The organism is Streptomyces sp. NPDC000878 (assembly GCF_053599695.1).
The window spans coordinates 18,724-45,588 of record NZ_JBSFMT010000056.1 but is presented as its reverse complement, the minus strand read 5'-3'; the positions used below and the strand labels follow the sequence as shown (position 1 = coordinate 45,588).

Annotated in this window: 24 protein-coding genes; 10 read left to right on the top strand and 14 right to left on the bottom strand. The window is 69.7% G+C overall.

Features of this window, described 5'->3' with window-relative positions; genetic code table 11:
- Positions 1 to 9 precede the first annotated feature (9 nt).
- From ACWDR4_RS35605 to ACWDR4_RS35580, 6 genes are all read right to left on the bottom strand, one after another.
- Entirely contained in the window at positions 10 to 1,434 is a 1,425-nt protein-coding gene (locus ACWDR4_RS35605; protein ID WP_450414588.1) for a BNR repeat-containing protein, read from the bottom strand.
- A gap of 47 nt (positions 1,435 to 1,481) precedes the next feature.
- On the bottom strand, positions 1,482 to 1,802 hold the full coding sequence (locus ACWDR4_RS35600; RefSeq protein WP_235472834.1) for an L-rhamnose mutarotase: 321 nt from the start codon (positions 1,800 to 1,802) through the stop codon (positions 1,482 to 1,484).
- Between the two features lie 17 nt (positions 1,803 to 1,819).
- A complete protein-coding gene (gene rhaS / locus ACWDR4_RS35595; RefSeq protein WP_450414586.1) occupies positions 1,820 to 2,902 on the bottom strand; it encodes a rhamnose ABC transporter substrate-binding protein in 1,083 nt (360 codons plus the stop codon).
- Positions 2,903 to 3,002: 100 nt separating this feature from the next.
- Positions 3,003 to 4,004 (bottom strand): ABC transporter permease, encoded by a 1,002-nt coding sequence (locus ACWDR4_RS35590; protein WP_450414585.1) that lies wholly within the window; start codon positions 4,002 to 4,004, stop codon positions 3,003 to 3,005.
- Positions 3,997 to 5,037, bottom strand: a complete 1,041-nt coding sequence (locus ACWDR4_RS35585; RefSeq protein ID WP_450414584.1) for an ABC transporter permease — start codon at positions 5,035 to 5,037, stop codon at positions 3,997 to 3,999. Before ACWDR4_RS35585 ends, ACWDR4_RS35590 begins: the two co-directional genes overlap by 8 nt.
- Entirely contained in the window at positions 5,034 to 6,551 is a 1,518-nt protein-coding gene (locus ACWDR4_RS35580; protein ID WP_450414582.1) for a sugar ABC transporter ATP-binding protein, read from the bottom strand. The genes ACWDR4_RS35585 and ACWDR4_RS35580 overlap by 4 nt, the downstream gene beginning before the upstream one ends.
- Positions 6,552 to 6,839: 288 nt before the next feature.
- Between ACWDR4_RS35580 and rhaI the strand changes: the two genes are divergently transcribed.
- The 6 genes from rhaI (at position 6,840) to ACWDR4_RS35550 (ending at position 14,582) form a co-directional block, all read left to right on the top strand.
- Positions 6,840 to 8,000, top strand: coding sequence for an L-rhamnose isomerase (gene rhaI / locus ACWDR4_RS35575; RefSeq protein ID WP_450414581.1), 1,161 nt, complete (start codon positions 6,840 to 6,842; stop codon positions 7,998 to 8,000).
- A gap of 137 nt (positions 8,001 to 8,137) precedes the next feature.
- Positions 8,138 to 10,177 (top strand): bifunctional aldolase/short-chain dehydrogenase, encoded by a 2,040-nt coding sequence (locus ACWDR4_RS35570; protein ID WP_450414579.1) that lies wholly within the window; start codon positions 8,138 to 8,140, stop codon positions 10,175 to 10,177.
- Complete coding sequence (locus tag ACWDR4_RS35565) at positions 10,174 to 11,625, top strand: rhamnulokinase (protein WP_450414578.1); 1,452 nt, start codon at positions 10,174 to 10,176, stop codon at positions 11,623 to 11,625. The genes ACWDR4_RS35570 and ACWDR4_RS35565 overlap by 4 nt, the downstream gene beginning before the upstream one ends.
- 73 nt (positions 11,626 to 11,698) lie before the next feature.
- Complete coding sequence (locus ACWDR4_RS35560) at positions 11,699 to 12,454, top strand: (Fe-S)-binding protein (RefSeq protein ID WP_450414577.1); 756 nt, start codon at positions 11,699 to 11,701, stop codon at positions 12,452 to 12,454.
- Positions 12,451 to 13,932 carry a LutB/LldF family L-lactate oxidation iron-sulfur protein gene (locus tag ACWDR4_RS35555; RefSeq protein WP_450414575.1) on the top strand — a complete coding sequence of 494 codons (1,482 nt, stop codon included), beginning with the start codon at positions 12,451 to 12,453 and terminating at the stop codon, positions 13,930 to 13,932. Before ACWDR4_RS35560 ends, ACWDR4_RS35555 begins: the two co-directional genes overlap by 4 nt.
- Positions 13,929 to 14,582 (top strand): LutC/YkgG family protein, encoded by a 654-nt coding sequence (locus tag ACWDR4_RS35550; RefSeq protein WP_450414573.1) that lies wholly within the window; start codon positions 13,929 to 13,931, stop codon positions 14,580 to 14,582. The genes ACWDR4_RS35555 and ACWDR4_RS35550 overlap by 4 nt, the downstream gene beginning before the upstream one ends.
- Positions 14,583 to 14,605: 23 nt before the next feature.
- On the opposite strand, the gene ACWDR4_RS35545 is transcribed toward ACWDR4_RS35550, so the two are convergent.
- A complete protein-coding gene (locus ACWDR4_RS35545; protein WP_450414571.1) occupies positions 14,606 to 15,199 on the bottom strand; it encodes a TetR/AcrR family transcriptional regulator in 594 nt (197 codons plus the stop codon).
- Between the two features lie 146 nt (positions 15,200 to 15,345).
- Here ACWDR4_RS35545 and ACWDR4_RS35540 point away from each other — a divergent pair, with 146 nt between their 5' ends.
- Positions 15,346 to 16,203, top strand: a complete 858-nt coding sequence (locus ACWDR4_RS35540) for an AAA family ATPase (RefSeq protein WP_235472846.1) — start codon at positions 15,346 to 15,348, stop codon at positions 16,201 to 16,203.
- Positions 16,200 to 17,579: a vWA domain-containing protein gene (locus tag ACWDR4_RS35535; protein ID WP_450414570.1), complete on the top strand. Its 1,380-nt coding sequence runs from the start codon at positions 16,200 to 16,202 to the stop codon at positions 17,577 to 17,579. Before ACWDR4_RS35540 ends, ACWDR4_RS35535 begins: the two co-directional genes overlap by 4 nt.
- A gap of 50 nt (positions 17,580 to 17,629) precedes the next feature.
- Here the strand turns inward: ACWDR4_RS35535 and ACWDR4_RS35530 are convergent, their stop codons facing one another.
- Positions 17,630 to 18,331 carry an SDR family oxidoreductase gene (locus ACWDR4_RS35530; protein WP_450414568.1) on the bottom strand — a complete coding sequence of 234 codons (702 nt, stop codon included), beginning with the start codon at positions 18,329 to 18,331 and terminating at the stop codon, positions 17,630 to 17,632.
- Positions 18,332 to 18,586: 255 nt separating this feature from the next.
- On the opposite strand from ACWDR4_RS35530, the gene ACWDR4_RS35525 reads away from it, so the two are divergent.
- Entirely contained in the window at positions 18,587 to 19,564 is a 978-nt protein-coding gene (locus ACWDR4_RS35525) for an NAD(P)-dependent alcohol dehydrogenase (protein ID WP_450414567.1), read from the top strand.
- A gap of 25 nt (positions 19,565 to 19,589) precedes the next feature.
- Here ACWDR4_RS35525 and ACWDR4_RS35520 read toward each other — a convergent pair whose 3' ends face one another.
- From ACWDR4_RS35520 to ACWDR4_RS35505, 4 genes are all read right to left on the bottom strand, one after another.
- Positions 19,590 to 19,958 (bottom strand): cupin domain-containing protein, encoded by a 369-nt coding sequence (locus ACWDR4_RS35520; protein WP_450414565.1) that lies wholly within the window; start codon positions 19,956 to 19,958, stop codon positions 19,590 to 19,592.
- 97 nt (positions 19,959 to 20,055) lie between these two features.
- The gene (locus tag ACWDR4_RS35515; protein ID WP_450414563.1) at positions 20,056 to 21,099 is read right to left on the bottom strand and encodes a ComEC/Rec2 family competence protein; all 1,044 of its coding nucleotides are present in this window, start codon (positions 21,097 to 21,099) and stop codon (positions 20,056 to 20,058) included.
- Positions 21,100 to 21,127: 28 nt separating this feature from the next.
- A complete protein-coding gene (locus ACWDR4_RS35510) occupies positions 21,128 to 22,414 on the bottom strand; it encodes a hypothetical protein (protein ID WP_450414561.1) in 1,287 nt (428 codons plus the stop codon).
- A gap of 22 nt (positions 22,415 to 22,436) precedes the next feature.
- Positions 22,437 to 23,657, bottom strand: coding sequence for a caspase family protein (locus tag ACWDR4_RS35505; RefSeq protein ID WP_450414560.1), 1,221 nt, complete (start codon positions 23,655 to 23,657; stop codon positions 22,437 to 22,439).
- A 112-nt stretch (positions 23,658 to 23,769) separates the two neighbouring features.
- Between ACWDR4_RS35505 and ACWDR4_RS35500 the strand changes: the two genes are divergently transcribed.
- On the top strand, positions 23,770 to 24,831 hold the full coding sequence (locus ACWDR4_RS35500) for a DUF2235 domain-containing protein (RefSeq protein WP_450414558.1): 1,062 nt from the start codon (positions 23,770 to 23,772) through the stop codon (positions 24,829 to 24,831).
- A gap of 48 nt (positions 24,832 to 24,879) precedes the next feature.
- Here ACWDR4_RS35500 and ACWDR4_RS35495 read toward each other — a convergent pair whose 3' ends face one another.
- Both ACWDR4_RS35495 and ACWDR4_RS35490 read right to left on the bottom strand, forming a co-directional pair.
- Positions 24,880 to 25,545 carry a response regulator gene (locus ACWDR4_RS35495; RefSeq protein WP_450414556.1) on the bottom strand — a complete coding sequence of 222 codons (666 nt, stop codon included), beginning with the start codon at positions 25,543 to 25,545 and terminating at the stop codon, positions 24,880 to 24,882.
- Entirely contained in the window at positions 25,542 to 26,759 is a 1,218-nt protein-coding gene (locus ACWDR4_RS35490; RefSeq protein ID WP_450414555.1) for a sensor histidine kinase, read from the bottom strand. The genes ACWDR4_RS35495 and ACWDR4_RS35490 overlap by 4 nt, the downstream gene beginning before the upstream one ends.
- Positions 26,760 to 26,865 lie beyond the last annotated feature (106 nt).

Sequence of the window (26,865 nt, the reverse complement as noted above, 5' to 3'; positions counted from 1 at the left end):
CTAATCCGGTCACGCGGGAAGGCTGAAGTCGACGACGTGGAGCGCCGAGGGGGTCGTACCGCTCGACTTCTCCTGGTAGAGGACGGACAGGACGTTGTCCTGGGCGATCCGTGTCTCGTCGATGACGACCTCACCGAAGGCGTTGAGCGTGCTGCCGTCGTAGAGGATCGCCCAGTCGGTGTACCCGGAGGACTTCGAGGCGCCGGCGATCCGGCCGAAGGGGAAGATCGCGTAGGCGTTGTCGTACTTGTCGAGGACCAGCTTGGTGCGCTGGCTGGAGTTGAGCGGGACCGGGATCTCGGTCTTCTGCCAGGTGCCGCCGGAGTTCTTGCGGACGTGGAAGGCGCGGCCGTTGGCGGTGCGGTTGGTGACGTAGTTCGTCGTGCACTGGCCGAAACGGCCGGGTACGTAGCTGATGATCGCGTGCGGCAGCCCGGCCGAGTCGGTGAACTGGCTCTCCTGGTTCATCAGGGAGTGGTCCGGGTTGAGGGAGTCGACGACGAGTCCGCTGTCCGTCACGGCGACCTTGTCGGTGCCGCCGGTCGTGCCGACGGCGGTGCCCGCGTTGTTGCGCCAGGTGCGGCCCCGGTCGTCGGAGTAGACGTAACCGGTATCGTGGTTGGTGATGCCGCCGCTGTTGCACATGACGGCGCCGTTCTGCTCGCGCCAGGTGAAGAACGAGTGCAGCCGGCCGTTCTTGTCGTAGTCGATGCCGTGCAGGTACATGTTGCGGACCGTCGACGAGCCGTGCTCGCTGGTGTACGTGCCGGTCGAGCTGGTCCACTCGCCGAGCGCCGTCCAGGTCGAACCGTCGTACTCGGCAAGGGCGTTGCGGCCGTTGCCGGAGATGCCGACGCGGTAGCTGAGCTGGAGTTTACCCTCGGGCGTCGAGACGAACTGGGGGTACGTGAACTGGGTGGTGAGCGCGAGTCCGTCGAGCGTCGACTGGGGTGAGCCGAAGCGGGCCGCGGTCCAACTGAGGCCGGACGGGTTGTCCATGAGCCCGGCCACCGACTTGACGTAGGTGAAGCCGTCGCTGTGCGAGTCCATGTTGAGGTGGAGCCGGCCGTCGGTCTTGGAGACGCCCATCGAGATGACGTTGTGGGAGTCGCTGGCCTTGAGGGTGTGCCCGACCTGGACCGTCGACCAGGTGCTGGCGCCGAGGACGCGGCGGGCGACGACGGCGTTCTTGTCGGCGGTGTACCAGACGGCGTACTGGTAGCCCTTGTAGGTCAACAGGGCGTTCTTCTGGAACGAGTTGTTGTTGACCAGGCCGTCGTAGGAGACGAAGAAGACCGCCTGGGAGTCGAGGGTGGTGTTGCCGGTCTGGGTGACCGAGGGGCCGGGGTCGGCGGCGCGGGCACTGCCGACGGCGAAGGCGGGGGTCACCACGGCACCGGCGAGGGCGGCGCCCAGCAACGTACGTCTGTTCATCTCGAGGGGACTCCATTGTCTGGCGAGGTGAGCGGAGCGGGGAGTGTTCAGGCGAGGTGGAACACCTCGGTGAGGGGCTTCATGGCCTCGTCGGGGCGGGCGCCGTCCAGCGACTCGAAGAACGGCGCCATCTCCGCCTGCCAACGGGCGTTGACCTCTGCGGCTTCCATGCCGGCCTGGGCGGCGGCGAAGTCCTCGGTCTCCAAGTAGCCGACCAGCAGGCCGTCTTCGCGCAGGAAGAGCGAGTAGTTGTGCCAGCCGGTGGCCGAGAGCGCGTCGAGCATCTCGGGCCACACGGCGGCGTGCCGCTCGCGGTACTCGTCGAGGCGGTCCGCCCGGACCTTCAACAGAAAGCACACGCGCTGCATCAACAGCCCCCAGGGGATCAGAAGTTGAACTGGTCGATGTTGTCCTTGGTGAACACGGTCGGCTTGCCGAGGCTGATCACACCGTCCGCGCCGATGGTGTACTCGCCCATGTCGCCGGCCTTGAAGGTCTCGCCCTCCTTGCCGGTGATCTGCCCCGACACCAGCGCGACAGCGGTGTAGGCGGCCAGCTCGCCGAGCTTCGCCGGGTCCCACAGCTCGAAGCCCTCGACGGTGCCGTTCTTGACGTACTTGCGCATGTCGTTGGGGGTGCCGAGGCCGGTCAGCTTGACCTTGCCCTTGTACTTCGAGCCGGACAGGTACTGGGCGGCGGCCTTGATGCCGACGGTGGTCGGGGAGATGATCCCCTTCAGGTTCGGGTACTCCTGGAGGAGGCCCTGGGTCTGCTGGAAGGACTGCTGGGCGTCGTCGTTGCCGTACGCGACCTTGACCAGCTTGATGTCCTTGTACTTCGGGTCGGCCAGCTCCTTCTTCATGAAGTCGATCCAGACGTTCTGGTTCGTCGCGGTCTGCGCGGCGGACAGGATCGCGATCTCGCCCTTGTAGCCGATCTGTTCGGCGAGCAGCTGCACCTCGGTACGGCCCAGGTCCTCGGCGCTGGCCTGCGAGACGAAGGCATTGCGACAGTCGGCCTTGGTGTCGGAGTCGTACGTGACGACCTTGATGTCGTTCTTCATGGCCTGCTTGAGGGCGGTGCACAGGGCACCCGGGTCCTGCGCGGACACGGCCATCGCGTCGACCTGCTGCTGGGTGAGGGTGTTGACGTACGACACCTGCCCGGAGGTGTCGGTGGCGCTGGACGGCCCGACCTCCTTGTAGCTGGAGCCCAGCGTCTTCAGCGCGGCCTCGCCGCCCTTGTCGGCGGAGGTGAAGTACGGGTTGTTGACCTGCTTCGGCAGGAAGCCGACGGTCAGCCCCTTCTTGGTGGCCGCGTTCGGGTCGGCCTTACCGGTGGCGGCGGCCGAGGCGCCCTCGTCCTTCACGTCCTCCTTGGTGGTACCACCACAGGCGGTGAGAGCCAGAGCGAGCGAGGTGGCCGCGGCAAGAGCCGCGGAGGCACGACGGATGGATGACTTACGCATGACAGGGTTCCTTTTTGACAGAGGATGAGGAGGAGCGCCCTTTAGGGGCGCGGGGAACTGCGCGACCAGCCACAACGGACCCGCAGCAAACGACAACCTTCTACGTCAGCCTTTGCGAGGCCCTAGCCAGCGAGACCTGCCGGGCAACCCGAGGCCCGAGGACGGAGAGAACCAACAACACACCGGTGACGACAATCTGCGACTGAGCCGAAACATCCTGAAGGCTCATCACGTTCTGCAACGCACCCAGCAGGAAAACCCCCGCAATCGCACCACCGAGCGTCCCCTTGCCCCCGTCGAAGTCGATCCCACCCAGCAACACGGCGGCGATGACGGACAGTTCGAGCCCGGTGGCGTTGTCATAGCGAGCGCTGGCGTAGTGCAGCGCCCAGAAGATCCCGGTGAGCGAGGCCGTAAGCCCGGTCACCGCGAAGAGGATCAACTTCTGCCGCTTCACCCGGATACCGGCGAAGCGCGCAGCCTCCTCGCTCGCCCCGATCGCGAACAGCGACCGGCCGAACGGCGTGGCGTGCAGCACGACCACGGCGATGGCGAGCAGCACGAGGAAGGGCAGGAGTGCGTACGGGACGAACGTGTCGCCGATGCGTCCGGCCGCGAAGTCCAGGTACTGGGTGGGGAAGTCGGTCACCGCGTCGGAGCCGAGCACGATCTGTGCGATGCCCCGGTAGGCGGCCATGGTGCCGATGGTGACGGCGAGAGAGGGCAGCCCCAACCGGGTGACGAGCAGCCCGTTGATCAGCCCGCAGACCACCCCGAGGAGCAGGCAGATCGGGATGATCGTCTCGATCGTCATGCCCTGGTTCCACAGGGCGCCCATCACCGCGCCGGACAGGCCGGCGGTGGAGGCGACGGACAGATCGATCTCGCCGGAGACGACGAGGAGGGTCATGGGCAGCGCGATGAGCGCGATCGGGAGGGTGTTGCCGATCAGGAAGGACAGGTTGAGCCCGTTGCCGAACCCGTCCACGAACCCGAAGGACAGCAGCAGCACGACGACGAGGAGGACGCCGACGGCGGAGTCCCACCTTTTCAAGGAGGACCCACGGATCGCGCGCGCGAGTGACGAGGACGAGTCAGCCATGGCGGGCGTTCCTCTTCTTCAGTGCGGACGCCACGCGCAGGGCGACGATCCGGTCGACGGCGATGGCGAGGATGAGCAGGATGCCGTTGATGGCCATGACCCACACCGAGCTGACGCCGAGGGCGGGCAGCACACTGTTGATGGAGGTCAGCAGCAGTGCGCCGAGCGCGGCCCCGTAGACGCTGCCGGAGCCGCCGGTGAAGACCACACCGCCGACCACGACCGCGCTGACGACGGTGAGTTCGTAGCCGTTGCCGGTGCTGGAGTCGACGTTGCCGAACCGGGCGAGGTAGAGCGCCCCGGCGAGTCCGGCGAGGGCACCGCAGAAGGTGTACGCGGCGAGGATCCGCTTGCGCACGGGGATGCCGGCGAGCCGGGCGGCCTCGGGGTTGGAGCCGAGCGCGTACAGCTCACGGCCGCTGCCGAAGTGCTTGAGGTAGTAGGCGGTGGCGATGAGTACGGCGAGCGCGATCAGCGCGAGGTAGGGCACCGCAGTGATGCCGCCGGAGCCGAAGTCGACGAATCCGTCCGGGAGATCGGCCGCCGTGATCTGCCGGGAGCCGACCCAGATGGAGTCGATGCCCCGGATGATGTAGAGCGTGCCGAGGGTGACGACGAGGGCGGGCACCTGGCCGAAGCTGACGAGCAGTCCGTTGAGGAGGCCGAAGCCGATGCCGAGGAGGACGGCCAGGGCGACGGCCACGACGGGGTTTCCGCCGTCCTGGAGGTAGAGGCCGGCGGCGAAGGCGCTGATGCCGAGGGTGGAGCCGACCGACAGGTCGACGTTGCGGGTGATGACGACCAGCGACTGTCCGGTGGCGACCAGGACCAGGATCGTCGCGTTGAGCAGCAGGTCCTTGATGCCCTGTTCGGACAGGAACTCGCTGTTGCCGGCCTGGGTGACGGCGATCATCACCAGGAAGACGACCAGGATGGCGAGTTCGCGCATCTTGAAGACGCGGTCCACCAGCCGGGTGCCGCTGGACTTGGGCACCTCGGCGGCGGGGGCGGGGTTGGGAGCGGTCACCGTCATGCGGCGGCCCTCCCGGTGGCTGCGGCCATCACCGTTTCCTCGGTTGCTTCGGAGCGCGGGATCTCGGCGGCGAGGCGACCCTCGTGCATCACGAGCACGCGGTCGGCCATACCGAGGATCTCGGGCAGGTCGGAGGAGATCATCAGGACGGCCACACCGTCGGCGGCCAGCTGGCTGAGCAGGCGGTGCACCTCGGCCTTCGTACCGACGTCGATGCCCCTGGTGGGCTCGTCGACGATCAGCACCCTGGGGCCGGTGGCGAGCCACTTCGCCAGGACGACCTTCTGCTGGTTGCCGCCGGACAGCGTGTTGACGGTGTCGGCGATACGGGCGTACTTGACCTGGAGCTTGACGGCCCAGTCGAGGGAGCGGCTGCGCTCGGCGCCCCGGTCCATCAACCCGGCCTTGACGGTCGTACGCAGTCCGGTGAGGCCGATGTTCCGCTCGATGGACATGTCCATCACCAGGCCCTGGGCGCGGCGGTCCTCGGGGACGAGGGCGAGCCCGGCCGCCATGGCCGTGGAGGGGGCGCCGCTGGTGAGGACCGTGCCGTCCACCTCGACCTCGCCGGCGTCCCAGCGGTCGATGCCGAAGACGGCCCGGGCGACCTCGGTACGGCCGGCGCCGACGAGCCCGGCGAGGCCGACGATCTCGCCGTGCCGGACCTCGAAGGAGACGTCGGTGAAGACGCCCTCGCGGGTCAGCCGGCGCACGCTGAGCGCGACCTCTCCGGCCTGCACGTCCTGCTTCGGGTAGAGCTCGTCGAGGTCGCGGCCGACCATCCGGCGTACGAGGTCGTCCTCGGTCATGCCGTCGATCGGCTCGCTGGCGATCCAGGCTCCGTCGCGGAGGGTCGTCACCCGCTGGCAGATCTGGAAGATCTCCTCCAGCCGGTGCGAGATGAACAGCACGGCGGCGCCCTGTTCGCGCAGGGTGCGTACGACGCCGAAGAGGCGGGCGACCTCGCTGCCGGTGAGGGCGGCGGTCGGCTCGTCCATGATCAGGACGCGGGCGTCGAAGGAGAGGGCCTTGGCGATCTCGACGATCTGCTGGTCGGCGATGGACAGGCCGCGTGCGGGGCGGTCGGGGTCGAGTTCGACGCCGAGGCGCCGCATCAGGGCGGCGGTCGCCGAGTGGGTGGCCTTGTGGTCGATCCGGCCGAGGGCGCGGCGGGGCTGGCGGCCCATGAAGATGTTCTCGGCGATCGACAGGTCCGGGAAGAGCGTGGGCTCCTGGTAGATCACGGCGATACCGGCGTCGCGGGCGTCGCCGGGGCCGTGGAAGACGACGGGCACGCCGTCGAGCAGCACCTGGCCGGCGTCCGGTCGGTGCACGCCGGCGAGCGTCTTGATGAGGGTCGACTTGCCGGCGCCGTTCTCACCGGCGAGTGCGTGCACTTCGCCGGGGAACAGCTCCAGGGAGACGTCCCGCAGGGCACGCACCGCACCGAAGGACTTCGAGATGTCCTTGAGCGCCAGCACTGGGGCCGGCCCCGGGTCGGACGGGTGGGTCATGAGGGCTCCTCGACGACGCCGGTGGGACTGGCCTCACGACGTCGTGAAAGGTTTCAACTGGGTTGCCGGGACGTTAGACACGGGAGCCATGTCACGTCAATGGGTCCGTGTCGAAATTCTTTCGATAGTTGAAGGTCACGGCCAAGTCACGGCACTCCGAGTTGGCCGGAGGGGTTGACACCCCTTCGGGGGACTCATAGCTTCCCGTTCTGAATCGTTTCATCAGATCGTCGTTCCGCAGGCTGTTTCCCAGTCGTCGTTCCGACCCGATGTCACAGGAGTCCCGCAGTGACCGAGCGCAGCGCGGTGAAGGCCGCTCTCAAGACCCAGGCCATCGAAACGCCGTCATGGGCGTACGGGAACTCGGGGACCCGTTTCAAGGTGTTCGCGCAGCCCGGCGTACCCCGCAACCCCTTCGAGAAGCTGGACGACGCGGCTCAGGTGCACGCCTTCACGGGGGTCGCGCCGACCGTCGCGATGCACATTCCGTGGGACAAGGTGGAGGACTACGCGGCTCTGGCGAAGTACGCGGAGGAGCGCGGCCTGAAGCTGGGGGCGATCAACTCGAACACCTTCCAGGACGACGACTACAAGCTCGGCAGCATCTGTCACCCGGACGCGGTGGTGCGGCGCAAGGCGCTCGGTCATTTGTTGGAGTGCGTCGACATCATGGACGCGACGGGGTCCGCCGATCTCAAGCTGTGGTTCGCCGACGGGACCAACTATCCCGGTCAGGACGACATCCGTGAGCGGCAGGACCGGCTCTCGGAGGCGCTGGCCGCGGTGTACGAGCGGCTCGGTGACAACCAGCGGATGCTCCTTGAGTACAAGTTCTTCGAGCCCGCCTTCTACGCGACCGACGTGCCGGACTGGGGGACGGCGTACGCCCACTGTCTGAAGCTGGGGTCGAAGGCGCAGGTTGTCGTCGACACCGGGCATCACGCCCCCGGGACCAACATCGAGTTCATCGTCGCGACGCTGCTGCGGGAGGGGAAGCTCGGGGCCTTCGACTTCAACTCGCGGTTCTATGCGGACGATGACCTGATGGTGGGGGCTGCTGATCCGTTCCAGTTGTTCCGGATCATGTACGAGGTGATTCGGGGTGGGGGGTTCGTGCCTGAGGTGGCGTTCATGCTGGATCAGTGCCACAACATCGAGGCGAAGATTCCGGCGATCATTCGGTCGGTCATGAATGTGCAGGAGGCTACGGCCAAGGCGCTGCTTGTTGACGCGTCGGCGTTGGGGGCTGCTCAGCGGGGCGGGGATGTGCTGGCTGCCAACGCGGTGTTGATGGATGCGTACAACACGGATGTGCGGCCGTTGCTGGTGGAGGTTCGGGAGGAGTTGGGGTTGGACGGGGATCCGATCGCTGCGTATGCCCGGTCGGGGTGGGGGGCGAAGATCGTTGCGGAGCGGGTTGGTGGGGAGCAGGCGGGGTGGGGGGCCTAGGTTCTGGGACTCGTCTGCCTGGATCGGTTCGTTGCAGGCTCTCGGTTGTCTGTGGTTGATCGCGCAGTTCCCCGCGCCCCTTAAGGGGCGCTCCTCGTCCCCCTCGTTTGAGACATCACGTAAGGACTCTTCACGTCATGGCTATCCATCCTGAAGCCGCCGCCCTCATCGCTCGGTCTCGTCGGCTTGGTGCTGACGCCCGGAACACGAACTACGCGGGGGGCAATACGTCCGCCAAGGGGACCGACGTCGATCCCGTCACCGGGGGTGATGTGGAGCTGATGTGGGTCAAGGGGTCCGGGGGTGATCTGGGGACCCTGACCGAGGGTGGGCTCGCCGTGTTGCGGCTGGACCGGTTGCACGCGCTCAAGGGTGTGTATCCGGGCGTGGAGCGCGAGGACGAGATGGTCGCCGCGTTCGACTACTGCCTGCACGGCAAGGGTGGGGCGGCGCCGTCCATCGACACGGCCATGCACGGGCTCGTGGACGCCGCCCACGTGGATCACCTCCACCCCGACTCCGGAATCGCGCTGGCCTGCGCGGCCGACGGGGAGAAGCTGACCGCCGAGTGCTTCGGGGACCGTGTGGTGTGGGTGCCGTGGCGGCGGCCCGGGTTCCAGCTCGGGCTGGACATCGCCACCGTGAAGGCCGACAACCCGCAGGCCATCGGATGTGTCCTCGGTGGGCACGGCATCACCGCCTGGGGCGACACCGCCGAGGAGTGCGAGAAGAACTCGCTGCACATCATCCGTACCGCCGAGGCGTTCCTCGCCGAGCGCGGGAAGGCCGAGCCGTTCGGCTCGGTTGTCGAGGGGTACGGTCCCCTCGCGCCGGACGAGCGGCGTGAGCGTGCCGCTGCTCTTGCCCCTTACATCCGGGCCATCGCCTCGCAGGACAAGCCGCAGGTCGGACACTTCACCGACGCGGACGTCGTGCTGGACTTCGTCTCGCGTGCCGAGCACTCTCGGCTGGCGGCGCTCGGTACCTCCTGCCCTGACCACTTCCTGCGTACCAAGGTCCGGCCGCTCGTCCTCGATCTGCCGGCCTCCGCTCCCCTCGACGAGGCGATCACGCGGCTCAAGGAGCTGCACGCCGAGTACCGCGAGGAGTACGCGGCCTACTACCGGCGCAACGCCCTGCCCGACTCGCCCGCGATGCGCGGCGCCGACCCGGCGATCGTGCTCGTACCCGGCGTCGGCATGTTCTCCTTCGGCAAGGACAAGCAGACCGCTCGCGTGGCCGGCGAGTTCTACGTCAACGCGATCAACGTGATGCACGGGGCCGAGGCGGTCTCGACGTACGCGCCGATCGAGGAGTCGGAGAAGTTCCGTATCGAGTACTGGGCGCTGGAGGAGGCGAAGCTTCAGCGGATGCCCAAGCCGAAGGCGCTGGCCACGCGGGTCGCACTGGTGACCGGTGCGGGCAGCGGGATCGGGAAGGCCATCGCCGAGCGGCTGGTCGCCGAGGGGGCCTGTGTCGTCGTCGCCGATCTCAACGCGGAGAACGCGGCTGCGGTGGCGGAGGAGCTTGGTGGGCCTGACAAGGCCGTCGCCGTCACCGTGGATGTCACCTCCGAGGAGCAGATCGGCGCGGCATTCCGGGACGCCGTGCTCGCCTTCGGTGGAGTGGACCTCGTCGTCAACAACGCGGGGATCTCCATCTCGAAGCCGCTGCTGGAGACCTCGGCCCGGGACTGGGATCTGCAGCACGACATCATGGCGCGCGGGTCGTTCCTCGTCTCGCGTGAGGCGGCTCGGGTGATGATCGCGCAGGAGCTGGGCGGCGATGTCGTCTACATCGCATCCAAGAACGCCGTCTTCGCCGGGCCGAACAACATCGCCTACTCCGCGACCAAGGCCGACCAGGCCCACCAAGTGCGGCTGCTGGCCGCCGAGTTGGGGGCGCACGGTATCCGGGTCAATGGCGTCAACCCCGACGGGGTCGTGCGCGGGTCCGGGATCTTCGCGGGTGGCTGGGGTGCCCAGCGCGCCGCCACCTACGGCATCGAGGAGGAGAAGCTCGGTGAGTTCTACGCCCAGCGGACCATCCTCAAGCGCGAGGTGCTTCCCGAGCACGTCGCCAACGCCGTCTTCGCGCTGACCGGCGGCGAGCTGACGCACACCACGGGGCTGCACGTCCCGGTCGACGCCGGCGTCGCCGCCGCCTTCCTGCGATGAGCCGGACCGTCAAGTCGTACGCGGCTGTCGACCTCGGCGCTTCCAGTGGGCGTGTCATGGTCGGCCGGGTCGGGTCCGACACGCTGGAGCTGGCCGAGGCGCACCGGTTCGTGAACCGGCCCGTGCGGGTGCCCGAGGGGCTTCGCTGGGATGTGCTGTCCCTGTACGCGGGGGTGCTGGACGGGCTGCGGGCCGCCGGGCAGGTCGACTCCGTCGGCATCGACAGCTGGGCCGTGGACTACGGCCTGCTGGATGCCGACGGGGCGCTGCTCGGCAACCCGGTGCACTACCGCGACGCCCGCACCGAGGGCGTCGCCGAGAAGGTCTGGGCAAGCGTTCCGGCCGCCGAGCTGTACGCGGCGACCGGGTTGCAGTACGCGCCCTTCAACACCCTCTACCAGCTGACGGCGGCTCGCGACTCGCGTCAACTGACCGCTGCCTCCCGCCTGTTGCTCATCCCCGATCTGCTGACGTACTGGCTGACGGGCGAGGCCGGTACCGAACTGACCAACGCCTCCACCACCCAGCTGATGGATCCCCGGACCCGCGACTGGGCGCATGACATCGCGCGGAAACTGGACATCGACCTCGGGCTGTTCGCGCCGCTGCGGCAGCCCGGCGATCCGGCGGGCGTGCTGCGCGCCGAGGTGCTGGAGGAGACCGGGCTCACCGGGCCCGTGCCGGTGACCACGGTCGGGTCGCACGACACCGCCTCGGCGGTGGCGGCCGTGCCGGCTGTCGACGAGCGGTTCGCGTACATCTGCACCGGCACCTGGTCCCTGGCGGGGCTGGAGCTGGAGGCTCCTGTGCTCTCCGAGGAGAGCCGGGCCGCCAACTTCACCAATGAGCTGGGGCTCGACGGGACGGTCCGCTATCTGCGCAACATCATGGGGCTGTGGCTGCTCCAGGAGTGCGTACGGGCCTGGGGGGACCCCGAGCTGGGTCAGCTGCTGCGGGCTGCGGCCGAGGTGCCGGGGCTGCGGTCCGTGGTGGACGCGGGGGACTCGGGGTTCCTGGCGCCGGGGCGGATGCCGGAGCGGATCGCCGAGGCCTGCCGGGTCTCCGGGCAGCCGGTGCCCCGGTCTCCGGGCGAGATCACGCGCTGCATCCTCGACTCCCTCGCCCTCGCCCATCGGCGGGCGGTGGTCGACGCCCAGCAGCTCGCCGGGCACGCCGTCGACGTCGTGCACATCGTCGGGGGCGGGACGCGCAACGCACTGCTGTGCCAACTCACCGCCGACGCCTGCGGGTTGCCGGTGGTGGCGGGGCCCGCCGAGGCCGCCGCGCTCGGCAACGTCCTCGTCCAGGGCCGGGCCCACGGGCTCGTCGGCGACCTTACGGACATGCGCCGGCTGCTCGCCCGTACCCAGCCGCTGACCCGCTACGAACCGTCCGGTGACCCGGCGGCCTGGCGGGCGGCGGAGGCCCGGCTCACCGACGCCCGGTGAGAGGGGGCTCCCCCCACCACGTATCGTCCGCGTACCCTGCACTCATCCGATGATCGACCAACGAGGAGCTGCGATGCGTGTCGCCCTGTTCCTGACCTGTGTCAACGACACGCTCTATCCGGACACGGGCCGCGCCGTGGTGAAACTGCTGACCAGGCTGGGCGTCGAGGTCGACTTCCCGATGGCCCAGACCTGCTGCGGGCAGGCGCACTACAACACCGGGTACCGGCATGAGGCCGAGCCGCTGGCCCGGCATTTCTCCGATGTATTCGGGGCGTACGAGGCGATCGTGACGCCCTCCGGGTCGTGCGGGGCGATGGTGCGGGAGCTGTATCCCCGGATGGGTGAGCGGGCACGGGCCGAGGGGCGCGGGGACACCCTCGCCGCGACCCTGGCACCCGTGGTGCCGAAGACGTACGAGCTGACGGAGTTCCTGGTGGATGTGCTGGGGGTGACGGACGTGGGCGCCTATTACCCGCACACCGTCACCTATCACCCGACGTGCCACGGGTTGCGTAGCCTCGGGCTCGCCGACCGGCCGCGTCGGCTGCTCCAGGCCGTCAAGGGGCTGGAGCTGCGCGAGCTGCCCGGGGCCGACGAGTGCTGTGGATTCGGCGGGACGTTCGCGCTGAAGAACTCCGATGTCTCGGCGGCGATGGGTGCCGACAAGGTGCGCAACGCCGAGTCGACGGGGGCGGACGTGCTGTGCGCCGCCGACAACTCGTGTCTCATGCACATCGGCGGGACCATGACCCGCCTGCACACGGATATGCGGCCGGTGCACATCGCGGAGATCCTGGCGAGCACGGAAAAGGAGCCCCTGACATGAGCGGCGGGACGTTCGTCGGGATGCCGGCCTTTCCCAAGGCGGCCCACGAGGCGGTCAACAACCAGACCCTGCGCGGCAATCTGCGCCACGCCACCCACACGATCCGCGGCAAACGGGCGAAGGCCGTCGCCGAGGTGTCCGACTGGGCGGAGTTGAGGGAGGCGGGCAAGCGGATCAAGGACCACACGCTCCGTCATCTCGACCGCTACCTCGTCCAGTTGGAGGAGTCGGTCACGGCGGCGGGTGGCCATGTGCACTGGGCCGCCGACGCCGAGGAGGCCAACCGGATCGTCGTCCAACTGGTGCGGATGACCGGGGAGTCGGAGGTCGTCAAGGTCAAGTCGATGGCCACGCAGGAGATCGGGCTGAACGAGGCCCTGGAGGCCGAGGGCATCGCGGCCTACGAGACCGATCTCGCCGAGCTGATCGTGCAGTTGGGCAAGGACCGACCCTCGCACATCCTCGTCCCGGCGATCCACCGCAACCGGGGTGAGATCCGGGACATCTTCGTGCGCGAGATGAGCGAGTGGGGCCGCCCGGCACCGGAAGGCCTCACCGACACGCCCGCCGAACTCGCCGAAGCGGCACGCCTGCACCTCCGGGAGAAGTTCCTGCGCGCCAAGGTGGGTGTCTCCGGCGCCAACTTCATGGTCGCCGAGACAGGCACCCTGGTGGTGGTCGAGTCGGAGGGCAACGGCCGGATGTGCCTGACCCTGCCCGAGACGCTGATCTCGGTCGTCGGCATCGAGAAGATCGTGCCGACCTGGCGGGACCTGGAGGTCTTCCTCCAGACCCTCCCCCGCTCCTCGACCGCCGAGCGCATGAACCCGTACACGTCGACCTGGACCGGTACGACGGACGGCGACGGCCCGCAGACCTTCCACCTCGTCCTGATCGACAACGGCCGCACCGACACCCTCGCCGACGAGGTCGGCCGCCAGGCCCTGCGCTGCATCCGCTGCTCCGCCTGCCTGAACGTCTGCCCGGTGTACGAGCGGGCCGGCGGCCACGCCTACGGCTCCGTCTATCCCGGCCCGATCGGCGCCATCCTCAGCCCCCAACTCCGGGGCACCGCAAGCGAGATCGACGCCTCGCTCCCGTACGCCTCCTCGCTGTGCGGGGCCTGCTACGAGGTCTGTCCGGTCGCCATCGACATCCCCGAGGTGCTGGTGCACCTGCGGGAACGCGTCGTCGAGGGCGGGCCGGTGACACGGGAGGGCAACAAGGTCGTCCTCAAGCCGGCGAAGGGCCACGCCGCCGAGCGGGCCGCGATGCGCGCCGCCCGCTGGGCGTTCAGCCACCCCGGCGCCCTGCGCACCGGCCAGCGCCTCGCCTCCCGGACACGCCGATTCCACCCCCGCACCCTGCCAGGGCCGGGCAAGGCCTGGAGCGGTACCCGCGATCTGCCGGCCGTACCGGCGGAGCCGTTCCGCGACTGGTGGCAGCGCACCAACGGCGGAAAGGACACCACCAAGTGAACAGCCGCGACCTCATCCTGGGCCGGGTGCGCCGCGCCCTCGCCGACGTACCCCACGACGACACGCCGTACGACCAGGCCGTCGACCGCGACTATCTGCGCGAGCACGGAAACCGGACCGTCGAGGAGACGGTCGAGCTTCTCGCCGAGAACCTGGTGGACTACCGGGCGATCGTGCACCGCTGCACCGCCGGTGAACTTCCCGCCCTGCTCGCCGGGATACTGGCCGGACACGGGTCCACGTCCGTGGCCGTACCGCCCGGCCTGGACGAGCGCTGGCTGTCGGCCACCGACGCGGTACGCGTCCCGGACCGGGGCGAGAGCACACCGTACGACCTGGACCAGGTCGACAGTGTGGTCACGGCCTGCGCCCTCGCCGTCGCCGAGACCGGCACGATCGTCCTGGACGGCGGCCCGGACCAGGGCCGCCGCCGCATCACCCTCGTCCCCGACCACCACATCTGTGTCGTACGGGTGCCGGACCAGGTCGTCTCGTCCGTTCCCCAGGCCCTCGAACTCCTCGACCCGACGCGCCCGTTGACCTGGATCTCCGGTCCTTCGGCGACCAGTGACATCGAGCTGGACCGGGTCGAGGGGGTGCACGGGCCGCGCACTCTGGAGGTGGTGCTGGTGAGCGGTGGGGGCCACTGATCGGGCGTCCCGTTGTGCGGGGGCTACGCCACTCCCGCCGCGTCCATCAGCGACGTCACGGTCACCGTGGTCAGCCCGGCCAGGGACTCGATGCGGGCGCCGGAGCGGGCGCTCGCGCCGTCGAAGACGAGCATCAACTGCCGTGCCAGCAGCTCGGGTTCACGCGCGCCGCCCGCTTCCGCCTGGGCACGGAGCCAGTCCTGGAGGTGCTGTTTGGCCTGCTGGGCGACCACGCTCGCCGGGTGCCCGAGGTCCTTCAGTTCGACGAGTGCCGCCAGAAAGGGGCAGCCCTGGTAGCCGGGTTCCGTGGAGGCCTTCTCCAGCCGCTCGAACAGGCCGAGGACGCGCTCACGTGGGGTGCCGTCGTCCTGCGGGCCGGGCAGGAGCTGCTCGGCGTACGCGGCCGAGCGTCGGTCCAGGCTGGCCGCGAGAACCTCGTCCTTGCTCGTGAAGAGCTGGTACATCGACCGCTTGGAGACTCCGGCGGCCTTGCACAGTGCCTCGACGCCGATGGAGACGCCGTCGCGGTAGAACAGTTCGGCGGCGGCGTCGAGCAGCCGGTCGCGCGGGGATGCCTTGTCGGGCGCGTTGCCCGGCGCCTTCTCCGTAGTGGCCATAATGCGAGGTTACCTCGCGGGCCGAAGCGGGGAAACCGATCGGTTCACTCGTGACACGGGCGGTGAACAAGCGCTTAGATAGTAGATCCGAAGACAGTGGATCCGAACCCGTTCGCGACCCGTTCCCGCCCACCCTGGAGGCCCCGTTGTTCACATCCGTCGACGATGTCTCCGCACGCCTCGCCGAGACCGGCTACCTGGCCTCCCCCGCCGTCGCCACCACGGTCTTCCTGGCCGACCGCCTCGGCAAGCCGCTCCTGGTGGAGGGCCCGGCGGGCGTCGGCAAGACCGAGCTGGCCAAGGCCGTCGCCGAGATCGCCGGAGCGGAGCTGATCCGCCTCCAGTGCTACGAGGGCGTCGACGAGTCGAGGGCGCTGTACGAGTGGAACCACGCCAAGCAGCTGCTGCGCATCAGCGCGGGCCGCGACGAGACATGGGACGCGACGCGCACGGACATCTTCAGCGAGGAGTTCCTGCTCCCCCGGCCCCTGCTGACCGCCATTCGCGGCGATGAGCCCAAGGTGCTGCTGATCGACGAGACCGACAAGGCGGACGTCGAGGTCGAGGGCCTGCTCCTCGAAGTGCTCTCCGACTTCCAGGTCACGGTCCCCGAGCTGGGCACGATCACCGCGACCCGCCGCCCCTTCGTCGTCCTCACCTCCAACGCCAGCCGCGAACTCTCCGAGGCCCTGCGCCGCCGCTGTCTCTTCCTCCATATCGGCTTCCCCGACGCCGAGTTGGAGCGCCGCATCGTACGGCTGAAGGTGCCGGACCTCGACGCGGCGCTGGCCGAGTCGGTCGTACGGGTGGTGGGCGCGCTGCGCGCGATGGACCTGCGCAAGGTGCCGTCGGTCTCCGAGACCATCGACTGGGCCCGTACCCTGCTGGCCCTGGGGGCGGACACGCTGGACGAGACGGTCGTACGGGACAGCCTGGGCGTTCTCCTCAAGCATCAGGACGACGTCCTCAAGGCGAGCGCCAAGTTGGACCTGGACGCGCTGTGAACGCCCGCTCCGCCGACGCCGGTTCCGCTGCCGGTGTCGGTGAACGCCTGACGGGGCTCGTCGGGGCGCTGCGCTCGCACGGCGTCCGGATCGGCACCGGGGAGACCGTGGACGCGGCTCGGGCAGTGACCGAACTCGGGTTCGTGGACCGGGAGTTGCTGCGCGAAGGGCTGGCCGCGACCCTGCTGCACGGCACGGACCAGCGCCCGGTGTTCGACCCGGTCTTCGACCTGTACTTTCCCCGGAGCGTCGGAGCGCCCGGCACGGAACCCGCGGACCGGGACGGGCTGCGCGACCGGCTCGCCGCCGCGCTGGCCGCCAACGACCGGGCGCTGCTTGGCCAGTTGGCCGTCGAGGCGGTCGACGGCTTCGGCGGTTACGGCTCCTCGCCGGGATCGGACGGCTGGTCCTCGTACCAGACGCTCGACCGGCTCCGGCCGCAGACCCTGCTGGCCCGGGTGCGGGCAAGCCTCCGGGAGGGGGCCGGGGAGACGGTGTTCGCCGACCGGCTGCTCGACGACGAGATCCGGCGGCGGATCGAGGAGTTCCGGCGGCTGGTCGGCGCGGAGGCGCGGCGCCGGGTGGCCGAGCGGCGCGGCCGGGACGAGATCGCCCGACGGGCCGTGGCCCCGACCGCCGACCGGGTCGACTTCCTGATCGCCGGACGCGCCCAACTGACCGAACTGCGCAGGGCGGTTCAGCCGCTCGCACGCAAACTGGCCACCCGGCTGGCGGCGCGCCGCCGCAAGGCCGCACGCGGCTCGATCGATCTGCGGCGCACGGTGCGCGCGTCACTGTCGACGGGCGGGGTACCGATGCGGCCCGTGCTGCGCCGGCGCCGGCCCGCCCGGCCCGAACTGGTGCTGCTGTGCGATGTGTCGGGCTCGGTGGCCGGTTTCTCTGACTTCACGATGCTGCTGGTGCAGGCGCTGCACGACCAGTTCAGCAAGGTCCGTGTGTTCGCCTTCGTCAACCGTGTCGACGAGGTGACCGGCCTGCTCGTGCACGGCTCCGCCGACCCCGAGGGGCTGGGCGCCCGTATCCGTGCGGAGGCGACCCTGACGGGCTGGCACGGCAGCAGCGACTACGGCGTCGCGCTGGGCGAGTTCACGGAGCGGTACGCCGACGCGGTCGGCCCGCGAACCACCGTGTTCGTGCTCGGTGACGCCCGTACGAACATGAGCGACCCGAATCTGCCCGCGGTACGCCAGCTGGCCGAACGGTCCCGCCGCGTCTACTGGTTGAACCCCGAGGGACGGTCCCAGTGGGGCACGGGCGACTCGGCGGCACCCGCGTACGCCGGGCTGGTGGAGATGCGCGAGTGCCGCAACGCCCGCCAACTCGGGGCGCTGATCACCCGGTTGCTGCCGGTGTGACGCCGGCTGCGGTGACGGCGGCGGACCAGGTGACCGAGCGATCGGCGTGACTACGCGGTGAGTTGGGGGTAGAGCACCTCGACGCCCGCCGCGAGGCCCGCCTTCACCTGGCGGCTGAGGTCGTCGGCCAGTACCTCGAAGGCGCCGGACTCGATGCCGTCCAGGGCCTGTGCGGCGACGCCCTCGGGGGTGGACTTGAGGGCGTCGATGCCTGCGGTCATGTCCGTGTCGACGTATCCGACGTGCAGGCCCGTGACGTCGATGCCGCGCGGCTTCAGGTCGAGGCGCAGGGAGTTGGTCTGGGACCAGAAGGCGGCCTTGGAGGCGCTGTAGGAGCCCGCGAGGCCGATCCAGGACAGCACCGAGTGGACGTTGAGGATGTGGCCGCCGCCGTTGCGCTCGATGACCGGGACGAAGGCCCGGGTGACGAGGAGGGGGCCGTAGAAGTTGGTCTCGAACTCCCGGCGCACGTCGTCCACGGGCGAGTCCAGGAAGTTGGCGTTCACCGACGCGCCCGCGTTGTTGATCAGGACGGTGACGTCCTCGGCCAGCTCGGCCGCCGCCGCGACGGACGCGGGGTCGCTCACCTCCAGGGCCAGCGGTACGGCGTCGGGGTGGGTGACGGTCCGGGGGTCGCGTGCCGTGGCGTACACCTTCTTCGCGCCCCGCTCGTAGAGCGCTTCGACCAGCGCCCGTCCGATTCCGCGGCTGCCGCCGGTGACGAGGACGACCGAGCCTTCGATGCGCGTCATGAGGTTCTCCTGGAGCGAGCGTGGGACATGGGGCAGGGCGGAGAGGGCAGAGCAGAACAGAGCCCATCCGAGCCATCCGGAAACCGATCGGTTTCCCTCTGGCTCCCAAGAGAGTAAACCGATCGGTTTCTCGGGGCAAGTGCCATCGGACCCCTACGGGTCGAATACGGCTTTTCCCGGATACCCGCGCCCATGACGCTCGCCCTAGGCTCGCGAGTAGCGGCAAGTGCCGTGCGCGAGGGGGGACGGGACGAGATGAAGGCAGTGACTCAGGACGCCTACGGCTCGGCGGACGTGCTGAAGGTGAGGGACATCGACAAACCGGTGCCGACGGCCCGGCAGGTGCTGGTGCGGGTGCACGCCTCGTCGCTCAACGCGTACGACTGGCATTTCATGCACGGTGACCCAAAGCTGGCGCGCGTCGCGATGTTCGGGCTGGCCAGGCCGAAGCTGAAGGTCCGGGGCCGGGACTTCGCCGGCCGGGTGGAGGCGGTCGGCAGCGAGGTCAAGGGCATCTCGCCCGGCGACGAGGTGTACGGCGAGGCGGACGGATCGTTCGCGGAGTTCGTGTGCGCGCCCGAGGAGTCGGTGGCCCGCAAACCCGCCGGCCTCACCTTCGAACAGGCCGCCGCGATCCCCCTGGCCGCGAACACCGCCCTCATCGGCCTGCGCGATCTGGCCCGGGTGGCGCCGGGCCAGACGGTGCTGATCAACGGCGCGTCGGGCGGCGTGGGCACGTTCGCCGTGCAGCTGGCCAAGGCGTACGGCGCGGAGGTGACCGCCGTGTGCCGCACCCGGAACATGGAGATGGTCGCCTCACTCGGCGCGGACCACGTCATCGACTACACCCAGGAGAACTTCACCCTCGGCGAGAAGCGCTACGACATCGTGCTCGACCTGGTCGGAAACCACTCCCTGAGCGCGCTCCGGCGCGTGCTGACACCCACCGGGACGCTTCTGCTGTCGGGCGGCGGGGTGTACGAGGGCGGCAGCCTCGTCGGACCCATGGGGCTGTTCATCAAGCGGAGGCTGGTGGCGCCCTTCGTCCGCCAGCGGCTCCTCGAACTACCGGCGGTGGCGAGCCGGGAGAACCTCACGGCACTGTGCGAACTGGCGGAGGCGGGGAAGATAGCCCCGGTCATCGATCGTACGTACGCGCTGAGCGAGGTTCCCGACGCGATGCGGTATCTCGTGAAGGAGCATGCGCGGGCGAAGGTCGTCATCACCGTCTGAGACGGCTCTGTCAGCGACGGCTCTGTCAGCTTCCTTCCGGTGCCTTCGCGTAGTCCTGCGCCATGCCTCCCGCGAAGTCGTGGACGATGACCTGCTCGTCGCCGACGACCCACGCGTCGTGTCCGGCCGGGCACACGAAGACATCGCCGGGGCCCACTTCGCTCTCGCCGCCGTCGTCCATGCGGATGTGCAGCCGGCCCTGGAGGACATAGCCGTTGTGGTGGATCTCGCAGCTCTTCGTGCCCACGATGGGCCCGACGGACTCGGACCAGCGCCAGCCCGGTTCGAAGGTTCCCACGGCGAAGTCGAGCCCCGTGAGGTGTACGGCTTCGAGGTGTCCCCTGGGGAAATCGCGCCGCTCGTCAGGCTTCTCGACCGTCTTGATCTCCAGCATGTCGTGCCTCCCATCCCCCGTCATGGCTGTCGGACCCCCGCTCCCTTCCATCGTCCGCCTGTCAAGCCGGGGCCGCCATCCGGGCGATGTGCCGGTGTCAGAGTTCGAAGGTCACGAAGCCGTCGTCCGCGTCCGGCGCCGGTGCCGTCACCGTGTAGCCGAAGCGCTTCTTGAGGGAGGTGACGTCCCAGGGGGCGGCACGGTCGCGGTAGTTGAAGACGATCTCCTTCCGGGCTCCGCCGTGCTGGAGGATCCGGGACATGGCGATGTCGTCGGGGTGGTCGTGCCGGGCGCCGCTCGTGGAGATCAGATAACGGTCGCAGTCGAGGAGGTCGAGGAGGTCCGTGGAGATGTTGTGCTTGCTGCCGTGGTGGGCGACCTTGAGGACGTCGACATGGAGCCGTCCGCCCGCCGCCTCGGCGCGGGGCCGTAGCGACTCGACGAGCCGACGGTCGTCCGCATCGCCGGTGAGGACGATCCGCCGGTCCTCGAACTCGAAGAGCAGCCCGATGCTGGTGACGTTCGTCGGCGAGGTGTCCCGCTTGAACGGCGTGGCGGCGAGCTGCTCCACGTTCACGGTGCCGCCGAAGTGCTCGAAGCCGTCGATGGCGGGCGGCTCGTCGGGGTCCCGGCCCGGGATCAGCCCGTGCACGGCGCACTCCTTCACCCACACCGGGGCCAGCCGCTCCAGTTGGCGGCGGTCGGGCGAGAGCACCTCCATCATGGACCCGTCGTCGAACCAGCCGAGCATCCGCCCGACCTCGGCACCGCGCCCGCCGAAGGCGTCGTTCCAGGGCACCTTCTGCGCCAGCAACGCGCTGGTGAGCCGCTCGCCGTCCTGCGCGCCGAACCCCTCGGTGTCGAGCAGGTGGTCGAAGCCGTTGAACCACACGTCCCCGAACTCCACCGACCGTTCCGGATCGTCCAGCAGTGCGAGGACACCGAGGATGTGGTCCTGGTCGACATGGGTGACGACGAGGACGTCGACCACCCCGTCGAGTCCGGCGAGCACCGGTTTGATCAGCGGATACGTGCCCGCGCGTCCGCCGTCGACGAGGATCCGCCGGACGAACGTGTCGTCGCCGTATTCCAGGAGCAGGCAGTCGCCGTCCTCGCCGGGCATCATCGTGAACCGGATCATCGCGGCCTCCCTCGCCGGGTCTCTCGCGTTACTGGGGCACTCCTCGCAGTCCGACGATCACGAACGGCTCGCGCATGTCCACGCGGTAGGACAGCAGACGGGCCTGGTCGAGGCGGGTGACGCACTCCGGGTCGTCGGGGAACTCGGAGAGGCCGTGGATGAGGCGGCTCAGGCCCAGAGTGAAGACGGGGATACCTCGGTCGAAGGCCTCGACGAGCGCGTCCCGCGCCGCGCGCAGCTCGGTCTCGGTGTGGGCCCGCCGCAGATGGCGCATGCCCCACAGCAGCGAGCCGTCGCTGAGCCAGGGGAACTCGCCGCGCAGATGGTCGAGCCAGGCGTCCCAGCGGTGCCGTCGCTCGGTCAGCTCGCTGCCGACCAGGACGTAGGCGCCGGCCACGGCGGCGAGGGGGTTGTCCATCTTGGCGTAGAGCAGTTCCTCGGCGTCCTTCACCAGCGCCGCCGCCGAGTTGAAGGCGCCCCGGGCCATGTAGCCGAGGGCGGGTCCCACCCGGCTGTCGCGGACGGCGACCGAGACGGTGCTGCCGGTCGGGCTCTGGCGTTCGTTGACCAGCACCTCGATCTGCGCGTTCCCCCAGGGCGCGGGGAGGGTGACGACGTACTCGGCGCCGGCCATCGAGACGACCAGGAACTGGCGTCGGCCGGTGGGCCCTCGGAGGCGGGTCGAGGTGCCCTGTTCGTCGACCGGTCCGTGCGGGCCGAAGCGGTAGAGGCGGGCGGCGGCGTCGCCCAGGTCGAGGCTGGGCACCGTGTGCGGAGCGGAGCGGGCCAGGTCGAGGGCGAGGGGTTCCGGCGCGGGAGCGTCGGTCAGAGCGAGCATCGGGGCGAAGTGCCAGCTCTCCGGTCTGGGATCGCCGACCCAGACGGCGTTCCCGGGCGGCACCACCCCGCGCGTGTCCCACACTCCGGATCGCGACCCCCGCGAGCGGGGCACCGGAATCGTCGTCTCGTCGTGATAGGCGCCGTACGGCTCGATGTTGCCCATGAGGTACTGCCAGGAGTGCGACTCGTAGGGCGAGGGCGCGGTGCGCAGCGTCACGTGGGTGTCCTTGCCCTCGCTCGCCTCGGCGTCCTTGGACAGCACGACGCCGGAGGGCAGGGTGGCGGACACGATGTAGTGCCCGGGGTCGACCTCGTAGCGGGCCGCCGGGGCCGAGGTCCCGCAGGGGAAGAGGACGTCGCGGTGGGCGCTGCCGGTGCCGTCGGCCGGGTGGATGTCGCCGACGACCTTCGCGCCGTCGGGCAGGTCGGACTCGTGGAGGCTCAGCGTCACGGTGACCGTCAGACCGGTGCTCATGACGTCCCCGCACGGCCGGTGTTCATGACTGCTTCCCCAACTGCACACGCCGGAAGACCGGGCGCACGGTCACGGGCTTGGTCCGTACGTCCTGGTCGCCGAGGTGTGCCTCGAAGACGTAGTTGCCGAAGCCGAGTTCGATGGCCCACTCGCTCTCGGGGTCGTCCCCGTCGACCTCACCGGCCGGGCGCCGCAGCGGTTCCCGGCCGCCCTGTCCGCCCTGTCCGTCCGGTCCTCCCGGAACGCCCGGTCCGTCCTCCCGGCACACGAACTCGGCCGCTGCGTTGTCGCTGGCCGGGTCGCAGCCGACGTACACCGGGACGACCGGGGTGCCGGGCAGCTGGTGGAGGACGAAGACGGGCAGTTCGCCGACCGAGGGGACCTGGACGCCGGCGACGGCTCCGGCGAAGCGCGGCTGGTGCATGAAGTGGTCGATCGCCGTGAGGAGTTGGGAGGTGTTGACCCGCCAGTCGCCCTCGGGGTCGTCGCTGGCGGCCCCGGCGAGGCTCTTCAGCAGGGCCTCGGTGAACAGGCTGACCTGTCCGGGCCGGGCGTGCGAGCGGTCGCCGGCGAGGGTGGCGTAGTACGGGATGTGGAAGCGCCGGGGCAGGTCCAGTGGGCGCGCGCCGGCGCCGAGCGGGGTGCGGCCGGCGAACCGCGTGCCCGAACTCTCGATCAGGACGTCGGAGTTGGAGCGGCAGGCGTCGACGAAGAACACCTGCTGGCCGGCCTTGCACCGCTTGAGCCCGTTCATCAGGCCGGCGAAGTCCAGTGCTCCGTTGAGGGGGTTGTGGTGGTCGGCGAAGATGTCGGCGGCCAGGAGCGCCATGTCCTCGCCCTGGGAGATGCCGTGGCCGCAGAAGTAGAAGAGGAGCCGGTTGTCGACGTGGGTGTCGCCCCGGTCGTACCAGTCGGCGACGGCGGCGACGAGGTTGGCGATGGTGGCGTCCTCGACGTCGTGGCCGGTCCCCGTGCGGGGGTCGGTGAACGGCGTCGGGTGCTCCTCGCTGAGCAGCAGGGCCACGCTGCCGAGGGGGCGTTCGGGGTCGTTGTACTCGGTGAGCAGCCAGGTGGCGAAGGCACGGGCCGAGAGCGGGGGCGAGCTGAGCTGCCGCATCCCGTCGGAGTCGGCGACGGGTGACTCGCCGCCGGCGAGGTGCGGGTACTTGCCGACTCCGACGACCAGTGCGTGGGTGCGTGGCGGGGCGGCGGACTCGCCGAGATGGATCACTGAACCGGCCATGGATCCTCCGGAACACCACGGCTCCCGAGCATGCCCAAAGGCAGCATTTCTCCTACTATATTTTGTAAAACCGGGTATGTCCTGGCATACGTCAGTGAACGTGAGGCCCGCCATGGCCAAGAACCTCGTCATCTGTCTGGACGGCACGGGCAACCAGCTCAGAGCGAAGGGCAACACCAACGTCGTGCGGCTCTACGAGATGCTGGACCTCTCCGATCCCGCCCGGCAGATCGCGTACTACGACCCCGGTGTCGGCACGTTCTCCGCTGCGGGCGCCTGGACGGCCTTGGGCCGCAGGGTGTCGAAACTCTTCGGGCTCGCTTTCGGTTCCGGGCTCAGGGTCAACCTCGCGGAGGCGTACACGTATCTGATGCGGCACTACGAACCGGGCGACCACATCTATGTGTTCGGCTTCAGCCGGGGCGCGTACACGGCCCGGGCGCTCACGGGGATGCTCAAGGCGCTCGGCCTGCTGCGGCCGGGGATGGAGAACCTCGTCCCGTACGCCGTGTCGGTCTACGCCAGGAACAAGAACCTCACCGCCGACGACTGGGCCCAACTCCACCATTTCGCGGGCACGTTCAGCATCCAGGTGGAGGGCAGGACGGGCGTCCCGGTCGAGTATCTGGGCATCTGGGACTCCGTGAAGGCGGCGGGCGTCCTGCGCTGGAACCTGCGCTGGCCGCACACCCGGCAGCTCCCGAACGCCGACCGGGTCCGGCACGCCGTCTCCATCGACGAGAAGCGCACGCCCTACCGCGAGTACCTGGTCACGCCGGGCGAGAAGCCGGCGCTTCCGGAGGGGGTCGAGCAGGTGTGGTTCGCGGGAGTCCACTCGGACGTCGGCGGCACCTTCGAGGACGACCACCAGCTTGCCGGCATCGCGCTCAAGTGGGTCGTGGACGGTGCGTTGGGACCCGACGGCGAGGGCCTCCTGCTGAAGCCGGGCACATACGGGCGCGAGCTGACGCTCGACTCCAAGTACGCGCTGGGCAAGGTGCACCGGATGGGCTGGATCTGGGCCCTGCTGACCTACCGGCGCCGTCGGCTGCCCCCGCACGCCCGGGTGCACGCGAGCGTCCGCGCCCGCATGGACGAGTTCCAGGACTACGGATCACACATCCCGAAAACCGCGACCTGGGCGGACGAGGACTGGCTCACCGCCCGGGGCTGACACCGAGGCGGCGCCCGCTCCCGACACCTCTCCAACTCCCCGTCCAGGTCAGGTGAGTTCGAGCACTCCCCTGCGCACGGCCTCCGACACCGCCGCCGCCCGGTTGTCGACCTTGAGCTTGCGGTAGACGCGCACGAGATGCGTCTTGACCGTGGCCTCGCTGAGGAACAGCGCCTGGGCGATGGCCCTGTTGCTGTGTCCCTCGGCCATCAGCCGTACGACCTCGATCTCGCGCCCGCTCAACTCGTGCTCCGGGCTGACCACTTGGCCGACGAGTTCCCCGACGACCTCCGGTGCCAGCCCCAACGCCCCGACGGCGGCCCCGCGCACCGCGCGGAACAGTTCCTCGGGCAGCCCCGCCTTGAGGACATAGCCCCGGGCGCCCGCCTCCAACGCCCGTACGACATCGGCCCGTCCGGCATAGCTGGTCAGCATCACCACCGCCACGCCGGGCGCCTCGGCGGCGAGCCGGCGGATCGCCTCGATCCCGTCGATCCCGCCCCCCGAACTCCCGAACCGGAGGTCCATCAGCGCGACATCGGGAAGCATCCGGGCGACCAGCTCGACAGCCTCCTCACCACTGCCGGCCTCGGCGATCACCTCGATGTCCAGCTCGCCCTCAAGGAGCGCGCGCAGGCCTGCCCGTACGACGGCGTGGTCGTCCGCGATCAGGACGCGCAGCGGCTCGGTCGCGCCGGGCGGGTCCGCGGTCATCCGGCGGTCGCCGTGGGGACGGACACGACGGGCGCGGCAGCGGGTTGCGGCCGGGGCCGCGCGGAGACCGTGGCCCGGATCCGGGTGCCCCGGCCGGGCTCGCCGCGGACGTCGAGGTCACCGCCGTACTCGCGCAGCCGGGCCCTGGCCGCGGGCAGTCCGAAGCCGCGGCCCGGGCCCTGCGAGGTGCGGGCGAAGACCTCGGCCGGGTCGAAGCCGACGCCGTCGTCGCTGACTTCGAGGTCCACCTGGTCCGGCCGACGACTGAGGGTGACCTGCACGTTCACCGCGTGGGCGTGTTCGCGGACGTTGGCCAGCGTGCTCTGTGCGACGCGGAACAGGGTGGTGGCGGCGTGTTCGTCGAGGACGGGCTGGGGGTCGCCGACCGCCCGGAACCGTACCTGGGCGGCGGTCCCGTCGGCCTGGGAGCGGGCGCACAGGACGCGCAGCGCGCCTTCGAGGCCCGTCTCGGCGACGGCGGACGGGGTGAGGTCCCGGATCATCCGGCGGGTCTCGGTGAGGTTGGTGCCCAGGCCGTCGGCGACCGCGCGGACGCGCGTGCGGGCCACGTCGGGGCGGTCGTCCCAGTCGCGCTCGGCGGCCTGGAGCAGCATCAGCCCGCCGGCGAGTTCCTGGGCGAGGGTGTCGTGCAGATCACGGGCGATCCGCGTCCGCTCGGCGAGCACACCCGCCCGGCGCTGCTGCCGGGCGACGAGGTCACGCGTGCCGCGCAGTTCCTCGACGAGACGCCGGCGCACCTCGGCGTCCCGCTGCTGGGCACGGTAGAGGGCGACGGTGCCCCAGACGGCCGCCACGGGCACCAGCACGATGTCCGGGACGAACCGGCCGCTGGCCTCGACCAGTGCCGTGACGAGGACGAGGGTGATCACGGCGAGCGCGACCATCGCGAACCGGCGTCCGAGCACCCGCTGCGCCGCACAGGCCAGCGGCAGGGCACACCACACATAGGCGGAGGTCAGCACGTCCGGGACGAGAAAGAGGAGCGCCCCCCACAGCAGAAGCAGCAGCGGAATCCAGGCGGCCCGTCCGACCGCCCCGAGCCGCTCCCACAGGACGAGTCCGCCCGCGTAGGTGAGCGCGAGCAGCCCGCTGGCGGTCGCGATGTACCAGCACAGCGAGCTGTTCAGCCGGGCGAGTTCCAGAAGCGCGGACGCGACGATGACGAAGAACGCCAGATGCGACACATGCTCCAACGTGGGCCGACTCCCGCGAACCGAAAGCGGTGTACGGACGCGAACACGCTCGAGCACGGCAGATCCCCTTGACCGGACGGTTCTAATCGAACAGAACCCCGATCCT

What these genes read in the sequence shown, in the direction of transcription:
- ACWDR4_RS35605 (WP_450414588.1), bottom strand. Translation starts at nt 1,434, where the DNA reads ATGAACAGACGTACGTTGCTGGGCGCCGCCCTCGCCGGTGCCGTGGTG.
- ACWDR4_RS35600 (WP_235472834.1), bottom strand. Translation starts at nt 1,802, where the DNA reads ATGCAGCGCGTGTGCTTTCTGTTGAAGGTCCGGGCGGACCGCCTCGAC.
- rhaS (WP_450414586.1), bottom strand. Translation starts at nt 2,902, where the DNA reads ATGCGTAAGTCATCCATCCGTCGTGCCTCCGCGGCTCTTGCCGCGGCC.
- ACWDR4_RS35590 (WP_450414585.1), bottom strand. Translation starts at nt 4,004, where the DNA reads ATGGCTGACTCGTCCTCGTCACTCGCGCGCGCGATCCGTGGGTCCTCC.
- ACWDR4_RS35585 (WP_450414584.1), bottom strand. Translation starts at nt 5,037, where the DNA reads ATGACGGTGACCGCTCCCAACCCCGCCCCCGCCGCCGAGGTGCCCAAG.
- ACWDR4_RS35580 (WP_450414582.1), bottom strand. Translation starts at nt 6,551, where the DNA reads ATGACCCACCCGTCCGACCCGGGGCCGGCCCCAGTGCTGGCGCTCAAG.
- ACWDR4_RS35570 (WP_450414579.1), top strand. Translation starts at nt 8,138, where the DNA reads ATGGCTATCCATCCTGAAGCCGCCGCCCTCATCGCTCGGTCTCGTCGG.
- ACWDR4_RS35565 (WP_450414578.1), top strand. Translation starts at nt 10,174, where the DNA reads ATGAGCCGGACCGTCAAGTCGTACGCGGCTGTCGACCTCGGCGCTTCC.
- ACWDR4_RS35560 (WP_450414577.1), top strand. Translation starts at nt 11,699, where the DNA reads ATGCGTGTCGCCCTGTTCCTGACCTGTGTCAACGACACGCTCTATCCG.
- ACWDR4_RS35555 (WP_450414575.1), top strand. Translation starts at nt 12,451, where the DNA reads ATGAGCGGCGGGACGTTCGTCGGGATGCCGGCCTTTCCCAAGGCGGCC.
- ACWDR4_RS35545 (WP_450414571.1), bottom strand. Translation starts at nt 15,199, where the DNA reads ATGGCCACTACGGAGAAGGCGCCGGGCAACGCGCCCGACAAGGCATCC.
- ACWDR4_RS35530 (WP_450414568.1), bottom strand. Translation starts at nt 18,331, where the DNA reads ATGACGCGCATCGAAGGCTCGGTCGTCCTCGTCACCGGCGGCAGCCGC.
- ACWDR4_RS35525 (WP_450414567.1), top strand. Translation starts at nt 18,587, where the DNA reads ATGAAGGCAGTGACTCAGGACGCCTACGGCTCGGCGGACGTGCTGAAG.
- ACWDR4_RS35520 (WP_450414565.1), bottom strand. Translation starts at nt 19,958, where the DNA reads ATGCTGGAGATCAAGACGGTCGAGAAGCCTGACGAGCGGCGCGATTTC.
- ACWDR4_RS35515 (WP_450414563.1), bottom strand. Translation starts at nt 21,099, where the DNA reads ATGATCCGGTTCACGATGATGCCCGGCGAGGACGGCGACTGCCTGCTC.
- ACWDR4_RS35510 (WP_450414561.1), bottom strand. Translation starts at nt 22,414, where the DNA reads ATGAGCACCGGTCTGACGGTCACCGTGACGCTGAGCCTCCACGAGTCC.
- ACWDR4_RS35505 (WP_450414560.1), bottom strand. Translation starts at nt 23,657, where the DNA reads ATGGCCGGTTCAGTGATCCATCTCGGCGAGTCCGCCGCCCCGCCACGC.
- ACWDR4_RS35500 (WP_450414558.1), top strand. Translation starts at nt 23,770, where the DNA reads ATGGCCAAGAACCTCGTCATCTGTCTGGACGGCACGGGCAACCAGCTC.
- ACWDR4_RS35495 (WP_450414556.1), bottom strand. Translation starts at nt 25,545, where the DNA reads ATGACCGCGGACCCGCCCGGCGCGACCGAGCCGCTGCGCGTCCTGATC.